Raw genomic sequence first — 17,032 nt, forward strand, 5'->3', positions numbered from 1 at the left:
CTAAAGGGTTGTCGGAGACTACGACGTTGATAGGTCAGGTGTGTAAGTGCTGTGAGGCATTGAGCTAACTGATACTAATTGCCCGTGAGGCTTAACCATACAACACCCAAGGGGTTTTGATGGACTCAAAGCAAGAACAGAATTGAATGTGTAGAGAACACAAAAACAGCTTTCCGAATTAAAGAATTTGCTTGGCGACCATAGCATTTTGGACCCACCTGATTCCATTCCGAACTCAGAAGTGAAACGAAATAGCGCCGATGGTAGTGTGGGGTTTCCCCATGTGAGAGTAGGACATCGCCAGGCTTTAAATTTAGACTTAGGTCTAACCAGTGCGGAGCGGTAGTTCAGTTGGTTAGAATACCGGCCTGTCACGCCGGGGGTCGCGGGTTCGAGTCCCGTCCGCTCCGCCACTTATTTGAAAGCCCTGCTAGAAATAGCAGGGCTTTTGTCGTTTTAGGGGCTGTCATTTTCCCTTCCAAGAGAAGTCATACTAACCTTGAAAATTAACTGGTTAGGTCTATCCATTTTCACGAATGCATTTTGGTGACTCTTTTGGAGCAATCCAAAAACCGATTTCATGCATCGCAGACTTTGGAGATGATGTCGTGGTAATCAGTAAAAGATTGGTTGGATAAATCGCGTTGCCTCAACCAACGCCATACTTGTTCGATAGGGTTTAGCTCTGGAGAATAGGGAGAAAGTTTGATTACACTGACATTTAAAGTCATTGGCAATTTCTCTGTATGCCATCCTGCACCATCCATTACAACGACAGCGTGACGTCCCTCCTCCGTGACTGCCAAGTGCTCTATCATGATGTCTTTATGAACCCAAGGACAATGATAGCCTCACCAATTCCTTTTCTGGGACAAACTGAACCGAACAGATAAGCATACTCAAATTGTTATTGCTTCACGGCTCTGGGGTGAGTTGCTTTTTCAGTCCATAAGCGTGTTGTAGTGTTTTGTTGCCCAAATCTGGCTTCGTCCTGAAACCAAACATCAACACACTCTAAAGCTATATGTTCTGGGATCTTAAGGATCGTTTAGATTTTGATTTTTTCAAATCCTTCTGTGCTTGGCTTTTCTTGCTGTCCTTTTAGCCCCTCTTCAAGAAAGCTTTGGACCAACTTATTGACACTGGTTCGGCTTACCTTGAGAAACTTGGCGATTTGTGTGCGTGAATGTTCATCATTTGAAATGAGCAAGGGCCAGCAGTCTCATTTTCATCTGAATGGATTTTTGCTGACTTGCGAGCTTTTTAAAGTCGATATTAAGGATGGAATGATGGTGGTTTAGGTCGATAAATAGCGAACAGATATAGAGCATTTTTTACTAATAGTTATAAGGCTTTTAGATAGGTGAGTTTTTAGCGATGTTATTGTGGTCAGAAAAGGGGAACTTATATTTAAGAAACTCTTTGTATTTTTAGGTGACCGGCTTGATAAAGCTTAAGATCTGGCAGGTTTTCGTAAGCTAGGGTGACTTGATTGCGTCCTGAGTGCTTTGAATAGTACATCGCTTTATCGGCCTCGATTAGAAGCTCTTTTGCGTTGGATTGTTGTGAATTCAACTCTGCTACACCAATACTAACAGTGGTCGTAATTTCAACGTCATCGACATGACAGATCGTTGCTTGTATAGCTTGGCGGATGCGTTCAGCTACTTCATACGCTTGAATCGCATTCGTATCTGTTAAGATTACTGCGAACTCTTCTCCTCCCAATCGACCTATAAAGTCGCTGCCACGAATGACTCCTTGGCAAACGTGAGCAATGCGAGTGATAACATGATCTCCAGAAAAATGGCCAACGCTATCATTAATATCTTTGAAGTGATCAATATCGATCATCAAGCATGAAAGTGTTTTAGAACGTTTTGTATGTTGAATGATCGCATTATCTAAATTGGAGATAAACGCCCGACGGTTGAGAAGACCAGTAAGTGCATCAGTTTCTGATAATTGTTTAAGGCGTTGCTCTAGCAAATGAGTCTTGGTGATATCACGTACAGACCAGATCACCAGTTTGTTTGCATTTTCAGGAGCGTTAACTGGTTTGATAATCGCTTCAAACCACATTTCTTCTGGATTTTCTAACGCTTCTAGTTCTTCTATAGGCAGGAGTAGGTGGTCATGCAGAGAAAGATTGTATTTCACGACTTTCGCTTCGTTATCTTGCATAACGTCAAAAATGAACCCCATGAGTTCATCTGCTTTGCTTGGGGAAAGGACATCGCTAAGCTGTAAGCCAGTGTAGCGTTTTGCGTTGAACGTTTTGGAGTGGTGGGTTCCACCAAAGCTTTCAATATAGCGCCCGCTTTCGTCTAGGATAAACACATGATCCGGTAGGGTGTTTAAAATGGCTTCTAACCATGTTTCCCTTTCTTTATAAATCATGTGGTTACTTTCCTTCTTTTCGGCAAGTAGCCGATTATATAGGTTTGTATTGATGACACAATCAATATGGAACACATAATGGTTTATCGATTCAGCTAATCTGTGTGTGTTAGCTTTTGAGCTGTTTGAGTGAAATTTTTATAGCACTTTGTTTCGTGCGGGTGTAGGCTCTTGCCTGTATATTTTTGAGACAAAAGTTCATGTTATATCTCTTGTTTAAAAACTTCGTAAGAAGGCTGAACTCCGTGCATAAAACGCGATGAAGTGTTGCTCGGAGTCATAAATTATCTTCATCAGATGTGGAAATACGTGCACAGCTAAGCTGGAAATGCGTAGGTTGTATTACATCTGAGTAAAGACAAGAGACCGCCGGTGATATTTCATCACCGGCTTTTTTGTATCTGAAGTTTGAAATCAGATATGAAGTTACCCATAGTTGAAATAGGGGCCGGTATGTAAGTACCGGCCCTTTTTATTTGGTAAAAAACATGAGTGTGTTACACGTTAAAAATATGTCCTATCAGGTTGTTGATCATCACCTATATTGCCATTCCCACTTCACTATTCATGCTGGAGAGCACGTAGGAATCACCGGTGCAAACGGAGTAGGAAAAAGTACATTGTTAAAGTTGCTTGTTGGTGAAATTTCTGCCGATGAGGGAGATATTCATTGGCAGCCAAACTTAGAGATTGGCTATCTTGATCAACATCTTGTGGTAGATAAAACTCAGACGATTAGAGAATGTTTACAATCGGCATTTAATGAGTTGTTTGAAGCTGAACGTGAATTATTTTCTTTGTATCAAGAGATGGCTGAATCTGCATCGCCTTCTTTGCTTCGCCGAGTTGCTAAGTTACAAACGGAATTGGAAGCCCAAGGCTTTTACGCCTTACATGCCCAAATTGAAAGTGTATCCGCAGGGCTTGGTATACAGCAGTTGGGACTGGATACGCTAATGAGTGCGTTAAGTGGTGGGCAACGCCATAAGGTTTTATTAGCGCGCTTATTGTTGCGTGAACCAGACGTCTTATTGTTAGATGAGCCGACTAACTATCTTGATGCAACTCATATTGAGTGGTTGAAGAGTTATCTCAATGCTTATGTAGGAACCGTACTGTTGGTGTCTCATGATGTGAGTTTCCTGAATGCGGTTACTACCTGCATCTGTGATATCGACTATCAAAAAATCCAGAAATACATCGGCTCATACCACAAAGCAATGGCGCAAAAGCGACACAACAATTCGCTGTTGGAAAAAGAGTACCACTCACAGCAAGCTGAGATTAAGAAACTGGAACAGTTTATTGCGAAAAATGGCGCAGGTGTGAATGCGAGCATTGCGAAGGGCCGTAAGAAACAATTGGATAAAATTGAAAGGATTCAGTTGCATAAAACAGATGCCGTGACTGAATTTGATTTTTCTTATGCGCCTATTGGACATCAAAGTGTTGTTAGTGCCGAAGCGTTGAGCATTGGCTATCAAACGCCTTTACTGTCACCGATTGATATCACTATCGCGCGAGGAGACAAGTTGGTGATTGAGGGCTTTAATGGCGTAGGGAAGTCGACATTGCTCAAAACGCTAATGGGGGAGGTGCTTCCACTCTCTGGTGAAATGACGTTTGCACAAGGTCTTAAGATCGGTTACTTCGCTCAAGACCTATCTTGGCGTCATCCGGATCATACACCGGAGCAAGAGGTGTGTGCGGTCGATTCTTCAATCAATAGTAAATCGGCTCGTAAGCTGTTAGCACGCTTCGGGATAAAGGGTGATAAAGCACAACGTCGCTTAGAGGCTTTGAGTGGTGGAGAGCAAACTCGCGTTAAGCTTTGTTGTTTAGCAACACGAGGCTGCAATGTACTCATTCTCGATGAGCCAACTACGCATCTTGATACCAGCAGTAAAGATGCGTTGAAGCTGGCGCTACAACGTTTTGCGGGCAGTGTCATCTTGGTTTCACACGAGAAGGCATTTATCCAAGATTGGCCAGACAGAATCGTCGATATCGCGACCTTAGCGGAGCTTTCGTTGCAAGCGGAGGTTGAAGCATGATTCAGTCGATAGCGTTGTTCTTTATTGCATTTCTGGTAGGTGCTGACGAATTGCTGCTTGGCTCTATTTTAGAACCTATCGGAGGTGATCTTGGTGTTCCTCCGAGCCAGGTGACACTCTTTATTACGGCGTATAGCCTAGCGATTGCGTTTTGTGCGCCTTATTTAGGGCGCTGGTCGGATCGAGTAGGGCGTCTTCGCCTTATGTTGCCTGCTTGTTTCGTTTTTGGCATCTCCTCGATTCTGACTGGCTTGGTTAGCCAGTTTGAATGGGCTTTAGTCACTCGTGTTGTTACGGGCATTGCTAGCGCAGGAATGCTGCCAATCGCATTTGCGTTGGCTGGTGATGCAAAAGGTGGGCGCTCGATGCGGCAGATTGTGATGGTGCAAGCTGGATTGACATTAGGAATGATAACCAGCCCTGCTATCGGCGCACTGATCACTCAGCTCTTATCATGGCGAGCTGCTTTTATCATCTTAGGTATGGCGGCACTTGCTGTTGGGGCCTTAGTTTGGGGATGCATGAGAGAGCACCATGATCAGAATGAGCGGTTAATGACATTACCTCCCGTTATAGAGGCATTTCGCCTTCCTGGAGCTTTGGGTGCGATTGCGGCTATGTGTTTTGGCTTAGGTGGTGGTATTGGTGTGTTCAATCTCATTGGGCTCAATATGCGAGATGTCGCGGGAGTGTCGATAAGTTGGATTGGCATGATGTACGCAGCTTTAGGAATCGTGAGTGTTCTTGGAAATCTACTCACGACTCGAGCTTCTCATCGCCTTGGAAGTGGCCGAGCTGTAATGCGTATTGCGCTTATGGTGTGCATGCCATGTAGCATCTGGGTATTTGCGTGTGGTGCGAGCCAATTCGTGGCCTATCTTCCCATATTGGCAATTTGGTCGTTGGCAGGCGGTATAGGCTCTCCGGCTCTACAGGCTTATATAGCGAGCTTATCGGATGAATATCGAGGAGTTTTAATGTCATCTGCGATGAGCATGATGCATTTTGGCGTCGCAATTTGGTCTGCGCTTGCTGGATTCGCCTATGATGTAGGGAGTGAATGGGTCGCTGTATTGGCCGTACTACTCTTTGGCTTCGCTATCGCAGCATTGAAGCCCATTCAGGAAACGGAGCAACTCCAGCGCTACTCATAAAAGAGTGTGAATCGCGTGATGCGAAAGTGTCACGTGTGTTTCTTCACTAATATTTTTAGATCAGTAGATAAAGAAAAGCCGCTACCCGAAGGTAACGGCTTGTTCCAAATACTTTTGAAATCCGGTCTTAGTTCATGCCGTATTTCTTAAGTTTCTTGCGAAGAGTACCGCGGTTGATACCCATCATAGTTGCTGCGCGAGTTTGGTTACCGCGAGTGTACTGCATGATAGTATCTAATAGTGGCTGTTCAACTTCAGCTAGAACTAATTCGTATAGTTCTGTTACTTCCTGGCCATTTAGTTGAGCAAGGTAGTTTTTAAGAGACGCTTTAACAGAGTCACGTAAAGGCTTTTGAGTAATCTGGTCTTGTGACGTTACTGTAGTTACTGTTAATGCTTCTGAAGTCAGATTTTGTTCGAACATATTCGGTCTAGCTCTTCTCTTAATTATGATGCAACGTTATCAAAATAACCTTCTAGCGCTTCAATTTGCAGCGGAGCTGCGTCGATAGCGTTGAAGGTACGGCGAAACTCACTCGCTTGTTCATGTTCTTTCAGATACCAACCTACGTGCTTACGCGCGATACGTGGACCTAAATACTCACCATAAAATTCATGAAGAGCATTCACATGACCAAGCATAATGGCTTTCACTTCCTGAGTGGGAAGCTCCTCCATTGTGGTGCCGTTTTCCAAATAGTGATGGATTTCCTGGAAAATCCAAGGACGGCCCTGGGCAGGGCGTCCAATCATTAAAGCGTCCGCACCGGTGTACTCCAGTACAAATTTGGCTTTCTCCGGGCTATCGATATCACCGTTCGCGATAACCGGAATTGAAATCGCCTCTTTTACCGCTTTAATGCTGTCGTATTCGGCCTCACCTTTGTACATACACGCTTTTGTTCTGCCATGCAGGGCAAGAGCTTGTATGCCGCAGTCTTCGGCTAATTTAGCGATTTGGACACAGTTTTTGTTGTCTGTATCCCAGCCTGTTCGGGTCTTTAACGTTACAGGAACGTCTACCGCATTCACTACCGCTTTCAAAATCTCTTCGATAATGGTTGGGTATTGAAGCAGTGCAGAGCCCGCCAGCTTCTTATTCACTTTTTTTGCCGGGCAGCCCATGTTGATGTCGATGATTTGCGCACCGTTTTCAACACTGAATTGAGCTGCATCTGCCATAAGCTGTGGATCGGAACCGGCAATTTGTACAGAGCGAATGCCCGATTCGCCTTCATGCACCATGCGCTGTTTCGACTTCGACGTTTTCCATAGTTTTGGGTTGGCGGACATCATTTCACTGACGGCCATGCCCGCACCATAACGAAGACACAACTCGCGGAACGGTCTATCCGTTACACCAGCCATAGGGGCTACGATTAGATTGTTCTTAAGTTGGTAGTTTCCGATTTTCAAAACGTCATCACAGTTCTGTGCCAGCAAGGGCGCGCATTTTACGCATTTTTTCACTGCGTGAAAAGACTAATATTTGAGCATTTACAAATTGTTTTTGTAAATTGTATGAATTTCAAACAATTAGCCCTGAAAACCTTGTCTAGCCTTGCTTACGACCAGAGATGCGACACCATTCGCTTTGCTCAATGATAGGGTCAATGTGAAGCTCATCACGGTAATAGCTTGCAACATCTTCCGCTTGCGTGTCCAAAACACCAGACATCGCTAGGGCGCCATTTGGCTTAACTAGGCCTTTAATGATTGGTGCAAGTTCACGTAGTGGGCCAGCAAGAATGTTAGCAACAACCACGTCTGCAATCAGACCTTCTGGTTGGTTGTGAGGAAGGTATACTTCTAGTTTGTCGGCAACGCCGTTACGCTCTGCGTTGTCTTTTGAAGCAAGTAGCGCTTGAGGATCAATGTCGATCCCGATAACTTTTTCTGCGCCCAGTTTGATCGCTGCGATCGCAAGAATGCCTGAGCCACAGCCGAAGTCGATAACGGTTTTACCGCTTAAGTCCATGCTTTCTAGCCACTCAAGGCAAAGCGCGGTTGTTGGGTGAGTACCAGTACCGAATGCAAGACCTGGATCCAGCATTACGTTGACAGCGTCTGGTTCTGGCACTTCACGCCAGCTTGGGCAAATCCATAGGCGCTCACCAAATTTCATTGGGTGGAAGTTTTCCATCCACTCGCGTTCCCAGTCTTTGTCTTCAAGCTGTTCAACTTTGTAAGCAAAATTTTCTGCTAGCATATTGCTAGCTTTGATTTGGTCGATGATGAAGTTGGTATCGGCTTCTGCATCGTACAGTGCCAGAATGTCAGTATCGCCCCATAAGCGAGTCTCGCCAGGTAGAGGTTCGAATACAGGTGTATCCTGCGCGTCTAAGAAAGTTACAGACAGCGCACCAGTCTCTTCCATTAGCATGTCGCCGATTTGCTCGGCGTTTTCATTGGTCGCGTTGAGTTTGATTTGAATCCAAGGCATTTGTTTTTGCTCTTAAAGTGAATGAAGTGGCGCAGAGTTTACCAGAACTCTGCGATTTGTTTGAGTATAGACTTTATACAAAACAAAAATGCCCACAGATGTGGGCATTTATTAGAGGTTCGCTGAGGCTTATTGTAGGCCTAGTTTCTTCTCTAGGTAGTGAATGTTAGCACCGCCGTGTTGGAAGTTTTCATCATTCATGATTGACACTTGCAGTGGCACGTTAGTTTTAATGCCTTCGATGATCATCTCACCCAGTGCATTCTTCATACGTGCAATCGCTACGTCACGGTTTTCACCGTAAGTGATCAGCTTACCGATCATTGAGTCGTAGTGAGGTGGTACTGTGTAACCAGAGTAGATGTGCGATTCCCAACGAACACCCATGCCGCCTGGCGCGTGGAAGCGTTGAATCTTACCTGGAGATGGTAGGAAGCGCTCTGGGTCTTCTGCGTTGATACGACACTCAATCGCATGGCCGCGGATCTTTATGTCATCTTGAGTGAATGACAGTGGTTGACCTGCTGCTACGCGAAGCTGTTCTTTGATTAGGTCTATACCGGTAACCATTTCTGTTACTGGGTGTTCTACCTGAATACGAGTGTTCATTTCGATGAAGTAGAATTCACCGTTCTCGTATAGGAATTCGAACGTACCCGCGCCGCGGTAACCGATTTCAATACATGCACGAGTACAACGTTCGCCGATGTACTTACGCATCTCTTCAGTGATGCCAGGAGCTGGAGCTTCTTCCACTACTTTTTGGTGACGACGCTGCATAGAACAGTCACGTTCACCTAGGTGGATTGCACCGCCTTGACCATCAGCAATAACTTGTACTTCAACGTGACGTGGGTTTTCTAGGAATTTCTCCATGTAAACTATGTCGTTGTTGAATGCTGCTTTTGCTTCTGCACGAGTCATAGCAATAGCTTGAACGAGGTCTTTTTCTGCACGAACTACGCGCATACCACGACCGCCGCCGCCGCCAGATGCTTTGATGATAACAGGGTAGCCGATACGCTTAGCGTGAGCTTTGTTCTTGTCTTCGTCGTTATCTAGTGGACCGTCTGAGCCAGGTACACATGGAACGCCCGCTTTTTTCATTGCGGTGATCGCTGATACTTTGTCGCCCATCATGCGGATAGTGTCCGCTTTTGGACCAACGAAGATGAAACCACTGCGCTCAACTTGCTCTGCGAAGTCAGCGTTTTCTGACAAGAAGCCGTAACCTGGGTGGATAGCTACCGCGCCAGTTACTTCTGCTGCAGAAATGATGCGTGGGATGTTTAGGTAGCTGTCGATACCACGAGCAGGGCCGATACATACGGTTTCATCTGCAAGTAGTACGTGCTTAAGATCGCGGTCAGCTGTTGAGTGAACAGCAACGGTCTTAATACCTAATTCTTTACAAGCGCGAAGAATACGAAGTGCAATTTCACCTCGGTTCGCGATGACTACTTTGTCTAGCATAAGGCAAGCCTCGCTTATTCGATTACAACTAGAGGTTGGTCGAATTCAACTGGTTGGCCGTCTTCAACTAGGATTGCAGTAACAACGCCAGATTTGTCCGCTTCGATTTGGTTCATCATCTTCATTGCTTCAACGATACATAGCGTGTCGCCAGCGTTAACTTTTTGGCCCACTTCTACGAATGATTTCGCATCAGGACTTGGAGAGCGGTAGAAAGTACCAACCATTGGAGAAAGAACTTGGTGACCTGTAGGTACCGCTGCTGCTGGAGCTTCAGCTGCTGGCGCGTCTGCTACAGGTGCTGCTACTGGAGCAGGTGCTGCTACTGGAGCTGCTGCGTAGTGAACTGGTGCTGGAGCTGCTGTACCGTGACGACTGATGCGTACTGACTCTTCACCTTCAGAAATCTCTAGCTCAGCAATGCCAGACTCTTCAACTAACTCGATTAGCTTCTTGATTTTACGAATATCCATCTTTTCTTTCTCTTTTATCTTGTGATTAAGACAACCCCTGTGGGGTTGCAGAGTGTTAGGGTTACTTTGCCTGTAGCTTTTTAATCGCGGCAGACAGAGCGAATTCATAACCTTGTGCGCCTAAACCGCAGATCACGCCTTCTGCCTTATCAGACAGGTAAGAGTGATGACGAAACGGCTCACGTGCATGCACGTTCGATAGGTGCACCTCGATAAATGGGATGGCCACGCCAAGTAATGCATCTCGCAGTGCTACACTGGTGTGAGTGAAAGCAGCTGGATTGATGATGATGAAATCAATCTTGCCGTAAGCGGCATGAATGGCTTCAATCAGTTCGTACTCACGATTTGATTGTAGGTGTTCCAATTCCACCCCTGCGTTGTGCGCTTGTTCAGTCAAAGCGTCCACAATTTGTGCTAGGGTGTTGTTACCATAGTGTGTCGGTTCACGCAGACCTAATAGGTTAAGATTTGGTCCGTTTAGAACAAGAATCCGTGACTTTGCAGACATTATGTTGCTATCTTCCCTTATCGTGAGTGGAACGTTTATATTCCCAAATATACGATAATTCAGCACGATTTTTTTGTTAAAACCGAGCAAATTTTAAAAAATCGACCAAGATTATAGCTAATTCATAGCAATTAGCAGCAATTTACTGGTCTAATCTCCTAATTGCCCGCCTCGTTTCTGTAACCAAGTTAACAAAAACAACATAATCACCATATCTATGTTGTGGTTAATTTGCGCCCAAAAGCAAAAAACCGCCATACAAAGATGGCGGTTTTCGTTCACTGTTTAAAACAGGCTGGCGAGCTTATACCAGTTCTGCTTTTTCGGCGATGAGTTTGTCTACTACACTTGGATCGGCAAGCGTTGAAGTATCACCTAGGTTGCTGGTATCACCTGTCGCAATCTTACGCAGAATACGACGCATGATCTTACCTGAACGAGTCTTTGGTAGAGAGTCTGTCCAGTGCAGTACGTCAGGCGTTGCAATTGGACCAATCTCTTTACGCACCCAATCTTTCACTTCTTTGTGCAGCTCTGCGGATGGGAATTCGCCATCGTTGAGCGTGATGTAGGCGTAGATCGCTTGGCCTTTGATGTCGTGTGGAATACCAACAATCGCGGCTTCGGCAATTTTGTGATGCGCGACTAGCGCAGATTCAATTTCAGCGGTGCCCATACGGTGTCCAGACACGTTCAGTACGTCATCGACGCGGCCAGTGATCCAGTAGTAGCCGTCTTCGTCACGACGCGCACCGTCACTGGTGAAGTACATGCCCTTAAAGGTTGAGAAGTAGGTTTGTTCGAAGCGTTCATGGTCGCCGTAAACCGTACGCATCTGACCTGGCCAAGAATCAAGAATTACCAAGTTACCTTCAGCCACGGTGTCTTCAAGGATATTACCCATGTTATCAACCAGCGCAGGTTGTACGCCGAAGAATGGGCGAGTTGCTGAACCTGGTTTGAGATCTGTCGCGCCCGGAAGTGGAGCGATCAAGATGCCGCCGGTTTCCGTTTGCCACCAAGTGTCGACGATAGGTGAATTTTCGTTTCCGATCGTTTTGTAGTACCACTCCCATGCCTCTGGGTTGATTGGTTCGCCCACTGAGCCCATGATGCGAAGGCTTGAGCGAGACGTGCCAGCAACCGCTTCGTTGCCTTTTGCCATCAACGCACGAATAGCCGTTGGTGCGGTGTACAGAATGTTCACTTGATGCTTATCGACCACTTCGCTCATACGGCTTGTGTTCGGGTAGTTTGGTACACCTTCGAACAGGATGGTTTTCGCGCCGTTCGCAAGTGGTCCGTAGATAAGGTACGTGTGGCCTGTAATCCAGCCTACGTCTGCGGTACACCAGAAGGTTTCACCTGGTTGGTAATCGAAGACGTATTTAAACGTCATGGCCGCATAAACAAGGTAGCCACCTGTGGTGTGAAGTACGCCTTTTGGTTTGCCTGTCGAGCCAGATGTGTAGAGGATGAACAGTGGGTCTTCCGCTTTCATCTCTTCTGGTGGACAAACATCAGATACTTTTGCGGTTGCTTCGTGCCACCAAACATCACGATGCTCATGCCAATCTACATTGCCGCCTGTGCGTTTTAGTACCACAACCTTGCTGATGGTTTTTACTTCTGGGTTAGTGAGTGCTTCGTCCACGTTCTTTTTCAGTGGAACGGCACGTCCACCGCGCACACCTTCGTCCGCAGTGATCACAACTTTCGCGTCAGAGTCGATGATACGACCAGACAGTGCTTCTGGTGAGAAACCACCAAACACCACGGTATGCACCGCGCCGATGCGTGTACACGCCAGCATAGCGATAGCTGCTTCTGGCACCATTGGCATGTATAAACACACCACGTCGCCTTTGCGCACGCCTTGGTCTTTTAATGCGTTAGAGAACTTGCACACTTCTTTGTGCAGTTCGTTGAAAGTCAGCGTTTTGTCGTCTGCTGGATCATCGCCTTCCCAGATGATCGCTACGTCGTCGCCGTGTTCTGCGAGATGACGGTCGATACAGTTTGCAGATACGTTCAGTGTGCCATCTTCAAACCAGCGAATGTCAACGTGGCCGGTGTCGAATGAGGTGCTTTTTACTTTGGTGAAAGGTTTGATCCAATCAACGATTTTGCCGTGCTCGTTCCAGAAGCCCTCTGGATCGGTGACCGACTGCTGATACATGGCTAGGTAGGTATCATTATCCGCGTGTGTATGAGTTTTAATATTTTCTTTTACCGGATAAACGTGGGCTTCGCTCATGGCTTCTCTCCTTGTGCCTTAATTCTCGGCCTTACACCAATCTACTTAAGATTCTGAATATGTATTTTTGTAGGGCTGTCTTTTGGTTCTTAAATACTCAGTCGTCCTAGAACGACGTTGTGCCTATAACTGTCAGTCACAGCGCGTATTTCCACAATTAGACTTTAGGATGAGACAGAGGGGTGTGCCGGAAAATGCTTGAAATAAAAGTAATTATGGGAGCTAGGTCAACAGGATTTATGTGTATGGCGCGGTGAGATTTGGCAGATCGCCCTTGGTGAGGCGCACAAAAACCAAGGCGGCAGAAATCGCATCTTGCAGTGCGTCGTGTTTATCTTGAATGGGCAGTTCAAGGTGCTTGCAAATCGCATCCAGACTTAAGTCGAAGTAGGCATTGGGTAAATGCCGTTCTAGTTTGTCGTGATAAATCTGGCTGACTTCAATCAATGGGTTTGGCAGTGGGAAGCCGAGTTGCCTTTGGCAGGCAAGGTCGAGAATTTTTTTGTCATAGCGAATGTGATATCCGACTAAAGGACGGTTGCCGATGAACGTGAGCAGTTTCAGCAACGCTTCTTTCTCGCTGATACCATCAGCCAGATCTTGGTGGCGAATTTTATGAATTTTCACTGACCCAGAATCTAACGATTGGGGTGCACGTAAGCGTACTTCAAAAGGCTGACTGGTGAGGATGCGGTTGTCGATGATCTTGGTTGCCGCGATGGTTACCAACTCAGCACGGTTCGGATCAAGGCTGGTGGTCTCACAATCTAGAGACACAAACTCGGTTTTGTGTGGCGCACAAAACAGCGACTGATAAGGCGAGCCTTTCAGTTTGTAATGCCAATATTTGCGTTGTAACCAGTTCATCCTCTACGCCTCATTTTGACTTGTGTAAGCGCTTAATCGCGGATTTGATAGTGGAAGCCCAAGAACTGCTTAAACTTCTTCACTACATGCAAGCTATGACGCAGCAAGTCACGCTCGGTTCGGTCTAACTGTTTGATATCAATGTTGTTAAGTGTTTCTTGTTTACTCAATTGCTGATGAAGGCGAATCTTAAAGAACAGCTTCAACGCTTCGTTTAAGTTGTCTGCGGTCTCAGGTTCTAAGATGCGTTTTTTTCTTAGTGCTTCGATGCGTTCAAAGGTGTTTTTTTCTTCAATCGCATATTCCAACGACAAGGTGCGAATACCATGCACGATAGGGAAGATGCCACCACGTTTGATATCCAAACCATCCTTGGCACTTTTTACGTTGCCAAACAGAGTAAGGGGCACGGAAAATTGCAAAGCAGGGCGCGTGAAATCCGACAAAACCAGCATGCGATCTTTCATGCTGTCTCTGAGGTGATTTGCTATTGGGGTGAGAAGCTCTCGATTTCCTGCTACTGCATGTGCGTCACTGAAAATCGCCAAGTCCATGATTGGTTCAGGCTCCGCCTTCGTAATCCAATGATCTAAGGTGTGGATCCACTCTTGCTGCGTTTTGACCCATTTCGGGTTGTTGACCATCACTTTGCCGGGACAGAGTGGGTAACCAAGCTGCTGCAGAGTATGGGTAAATGATTGCATTACTTGTTCGCAATGCGGCCATTCTAGCCCGTCTTCAATAATGAGCGCGTTGTCTTGGTCGGTCTTAAGAATTTGCTCGCCACGCCCTTCTGAGCCCAGCACGATCAAACAACAGTGGTCGTGCAAAGCGGGTGGCACCACCAGTTCAAAGGCTTTTTCGATAATTTGTTCGTTTACCGCAGAGATGAGCTCCATGATGAAGCGAGTGCGGATGCCGTTTCTCAGCAAGCTTTCTACCAGTTGACGTTGACGGTTTGAGGCCAACGCCAGTTCTTCTACGCTGCTTGCTCGTGCAATGCTGAGTGTTAACACATGGGAGTGGGTCGAGAACGCGCTGAGAATTTGTGTCATGTCGAGCATGCCCACCGCGCGATTGCCTTCGCAGACCATCAAACGCTTCATGCGATTACGTGTCATGGTGATCATGGCGTTAAACAGAAAATCCCCGTCATCAACATGGTAGACAGGGAAAGTTGCGATCTCACCTACGGGCGTGTCCACGGCGCAATTATCCAACATAACCGAGTGCAGCATGTTGGTACGAGTCACGATGGCGTACTGGTGAGCAGACGGCCATTTTTCCAATCGCGGGTCGTCGTCATGGAGCTGAACCAATGCAGCATCGATGCCGTTATCTTTTAGAGTTCGAGTTACCTCGTTGATTGGCGTTTCTGGCGCGAGGATCATCGGCGGATGATAAATGCTGTTATCGACTTTGGTCAGAATGAACTCGGCCAAGTTTTGCTGTTGCTGCGCGGCTTCGATGAGTTCTTGTCGTTTGGATAAATTGTTGTCGAAGTAAGCCGCGAACTGGCCATTCTCGTTATAAAGCTCGAGAAAAACGTCTTTTGGCAGCAAGTACGAAAGGGTGTCTTCCAGCGCGATGTATTGATGTCGAACGCATTCTTCAAACAGTGAACGCACATCAAACATGTCGTCATTGGCGTAGTGAGCGAACACTTCGGATTGGTCTTTAGAACGCTCTTCGACTGCGCCTTTGATCAATATGTGCAAGTGAGGGTTGGTCTGCCCGCTAGATAAAATGACATCTCGAGTTCGATAGTACGCCACATCTAAGGACGAGCGCAGCCGAGTTTGCTGAGCATCGGTCAGACGATCGAACGGGGGAGATTGCATATTAAATTTGTCAGGCATGGAGACACCTAAAATTGGGAGGAACACAGTATAAGTCTGACAAATTTCTTGCCGTAAGCCAGACGACTTTGGTCTAAACCGCTGGATATTGATGGGCGAGTTCGGCGCATCAAAAGTCAGAATGACATCGAGGAAACGGTAAGTTGCCTATTCTTCCCTTTTTCTAATACGCATAGCGATCCATAATCCACGGTTCGAGCGATGGTGTTCCCGTTTTAGGATATTAGTAATGTTGAAACCTTCTCCGTATGGCTGGATTTCCCAGTACTTTCTCGGATTCTTTTTTGCGTATGGCGTTTACCTGCCATTTTGGTCGTTGTGGTTTAAAGAACAGGGCGTTTCTTCCACGGACATTGGTTTACTGGTTGGTTTAGGTTTGGCGACACGCTGTGTGGCTAACATCGTCATTACCCCTCGTGTACACCGAGTTGAACATCTAATGCCAACGTTGCGTTGGTTGAGCTTTGCAGCCCTCATTTTTGTTGGTTTCCACTTTTTTACGGGCGGCAGTTTTTGGCTCATGGCATTGGCAACGGTGTTGTTTAACTTGTGTTGTGGTCCGGTAGTACCGCTATCAGACGCGATGGCAAACTACTACGCTCGCTTGAAAATGTTGGATTACGGGCGCACGCGTTTGTGGGGCTCTATAGCCTTCATTGCGGGTTCAACGGTGGTGGGTTTCCTTGTCGCAGAATTTGGCTCGGATATGATTCTGTACACCGCGATGGTGGGGGTGTTCTTTTCATTGCTTTTCGCGATGCGCAGCATCAATCCAATGCCTGTCACTCGTGGTGACCAGCATGCTGAACGTCCGAAATTATCTACACTGCTTACCGATAAATCAGTGGTGAAGTTCTTGGTTTTGGTGTCGCTTATCCAAGGTAGCCATGCGGCGTACTACGGCTTTAGTGCCATTCACTGGAAAGCGGCGGGTCACTCAGAAGACGTGATCGGCTACTTGTGGAGTCTAGGCGTTGCGGCAGAAGTGGCTGTGTTTGCATTGAGCAAGCGTCTGTTTGCTGGTTGGGCGCTGCGCACGCTGTTTATTGTTGCAGCTTGTGGTGTGATGATGCGTTGGGGCATGACCGCAGCAACAACGTCTATCGTTGCGTTGGTTATTGTGCAACTTCTGCACGGCGTGACATTCGCGACGGCGCACATTGCGGCCATTCAATACATCCAAAACTCTGAAGAGCACAAAATGGTGGCGCTGCAAGCGCTATACAATGCGATCCCGCTTGGCGCATTTATCGCGCTGATGACGGTGCTCAGTGGTTGGGGTTACGAGCACTGGGGCGCGCTGGTGTTCTGGGGTATGGCGGCAATGGGCCTATTGGCGCTGTTCATCAAATTGGACCCTCAAGAGCCTAGCCACAACGTGGTGGATGTGTCTGAAAAGGCACTTGAAACACAGAATTAGACTTCTGTGACAAAGGTTAAAAACTAATCTTTGTCTCCATTGTGAAACCAGTGTTAAATGAAACCTCTCCCTCAAGGAGAGGTTTTTTATTTTCTGTAAGAAAAGCTAGAAAGGATATCGG

The 17,032-nt window shown here is 46.5% G+C and carries 13 protein-coding genes, 1 tRNA gene, 2 rRNA genes and 1 pseudogene; 6 read left to right on the top strand and 11 right to left on the bottom strand.

Translation table 11 applies throughout. The annotated features are described in order from the left end of the window. From UF05_RS05430 to UF05_RS05440, 3 genes are all read left to right on the top strand, one after another. Window positions 1–99: ribosomal RNA gene (locus tag UF05_RS05430) — 23S ribosomal RNA — on the top strand; the annotation flags it as partial. A 91-nt stretch (window positions 100–190) separates the two neighbouring features. Beyond that, window positions 191–306: ribosomal RNA gene (gene rrf / locus UF05_RS05435) — 5S ribosomal RNA — on the top strand. A 30-nt stretch (window positions 307–336) separates the two neighbouring features. Then, a tRNA-Asp gene (locus tag UF05_RS05440) sits at window positions 337–413 on the top strand. A gap of 180 nt (window positions 414–593) precedes the next feature. Here the strand turns inward: UF05_RS05440 and UF05_RS26285 are convergent. Together UF05_RS26285 and UF05_RS05455 are read right to left on the bottom strand one after the other, a co-directional pair. After that, window positions 594–1,283 (bottom strand): annotated as a pseudogene (locus tag UF05_RS26285) (IS630 family transposase); the annotation flags it as partial. 127 nt (window positions 1,284–1,410) lie between these two features. Continuing rightward, window positions 1,411–2,400, bottom strand: a complete 990-nt coding sequence (locus UF05_RS05455) for a sensor domain-containing diguanylate cyclase (RefSeq protein WP_045545922.1) — start codon at window positions 2,398–2,400, stop codon at window positions 1,411–1,413. A 488-nt stretch (window positions 2,401–2,888) separates the two neighbouring features. Here UF05_RS05455 and UF05_RS05460 point away from each other — a divergent pair, with 488 nt between their 5' ends. Together UF05_RS05460 and UF05_RS05465 are read left to right on the top strand one after the other, a co-directional pair. After that, window positions 2,889–4,454 carry an ABC-F family ATP-binding cassette domain-containing protein gene (locus UF05_RS05460; RefSeq protein ID WP_045545923.1) on the top strand — a complete coding sequence of 522 codons (1,566 nt, stop codon included), beginning with the start codon at window positions 2,889–2,891 and terminating at the stop codon, window positions 4,452–4,454. After that, complete coding sequence (locus UF05_RS05465) at window positions 4,451–5,608, top strand: MFS transporter (RefSeq protein ID WP_045545924.1); 1,158 nt, start codon at window positions 4,451–4,453, stop codon at window positions 5,606–5,608. Before UF05_RS05460 ends, UF05_RS05465 begins: the two co-directional genes overlap by 4 nt. Before the next feature lie 127 nt (window positions 5,609–5,735). Here the strand turns inward: UF05_RS05465 and fis are convergent, their stop codons facing one another. The 9 genes from fis to UF05_RS05510 all read right to left on the bottom strand — a co-directional run bounded on the left by fis (window position 5,736) and on the right by UF05_RS05510 (window position 15,491). Further along, the gene (gene fis, locus UF05_RS05470) at window positions 5,736–6,032 is read right to left on the bottom strand and encodes a DNA-binding transcriptional regulator Fis (RefSeq protein WP_000462885.1); all 297 of its coding nucleotides are present in this window, start codon (window positions 6,030–6,032) and stop codon (window positions 5,736–5,738) included. Window positions 6,033–6,055: 23 nt separating this feature from the next. Further along, a complete protein-coding gene (dusB, locus tag UF05_RS05475; RefSeq protein WP_031809353.1) occupies window positions 6,056–7,024 on the bottom strand; it encodes a tRNA dihydrouridine synthase DusB in 969 nt (322 codons plus the stop codon). Between the two features lie 139 nt (window positions 7,025–7,163). Then, window positions 7,164–8,051 (bottom strand): 50S ribosomal protein L11 methyltransferase, encoded by an 888-nt coding sequence (gene prmA / locus UF05_RS05480; protein WP_020839802.1) that lies wholly within the window; start codon window positions 8,049–8,051, stop codon window positions 7,164–7,166. 129 nt (window positions 8,052–8,180) lie between these two features. After that, window positions 8,181–9,524 (bottom strand): acetyl-CoA carboxylase biotin carboxylase subunit, encoded by a 1,344-nt coding sequence (gene accC / locus UF05_RS05485; protein WP_020839801.1) that lies wholly within the window; start codon window positions 9,522–9,524, stop codon window positions 8,181–8,183. Between the two features lie 14 nt (window positions 9,525–9,538). After that, on the bottom strand, window positions 9,539–9,997 hold the full coding sequence (accB, locus tag UF05_RS05490) for an acetyl-CoA carboxylase biotin carboxyl carrier protein (RefSeq protein WP_045545925.1): 459 nt from the start codon (window positions 9,995–9,997) through the stop codon (window positions 9,539–9,541). A gap of 61 nt (window positions 9,998–10,058) precedes the next feature. Beyond that, window positions 10,059–10,508 (bottom strand): type II 3-dehydroquinate dehydratase, encoded by a 450-nt coding sequence (gene aroQ, locus UF05_RS05495; protein ID WP_017449381.1) that lies wholly within the window; start codon window positions 10,506–10,508, stop codon window positions 10,059–10,061. 304 nt (window positions 10,509–10,812) lie between these two features. Then, a complete protein-coding gene (acs, locus tag UF05_RS05500; RefSeq protein WP_005458005.1) occupies window positions 10,813–12,765 on the bottom strand; it encodes an acetate--CoA ligase in 1,953 nt (650 codons plus the stop codon). A gap of 237 nt (window positions 12,766–13,002) precedes the next feature. Next, complete coding sequence (locus UF05_RS05505) at window positions 13,003–13,632, bottom strand: 3'-5' exonuclease (RefSeq protein ID WP_021449808.1); 630 nt, start codon at window positions 13,630–13,632, stop codon at window positions 13,003–13,005. Between the two features lie 32 nt (window positions 13,633–13,664). Next, complete coding sequence (locus UF05_RS05510; RefSeq protein ID WP_045545926.1) at window positions 13,665–15,491, bottom strand: DUF294 nucleotidyltransferase-like domain-containing protein; 1,827 nt, start codon at window positions 15,489–15,491, stop codon at window positions 13,665–13,667. 229 nt (window positions 15,492–15,720) lie between these two features. On the opposite strand from UF05_RS05510, the gene UF05_RS05515 reads away from it, so the two are divergent. After that, window positions 15,721–16,911: a 3-phenylpropionate MFS transporter gene (locus UF05_RS05515; protein WP_025557166.1), complete on the top strand. Its 1,191-nt coding sequence runs from the start codon at window positions 15,721–15,723 to the stop codon at window positions 16,909–16,911. Window positions 16,912–17,032 lie beyond the last annotated feature (121 nt).

Source organism: Vibrio sp. S457-15 (genome assembly GCF_000960545.1).
Lineage (GTDB): Bacteria > Pseudomonadota > Gammaproteobacteria > Enterobacterales > Vibrionaceae > Vibrio > Vibrio parahaemolyticus.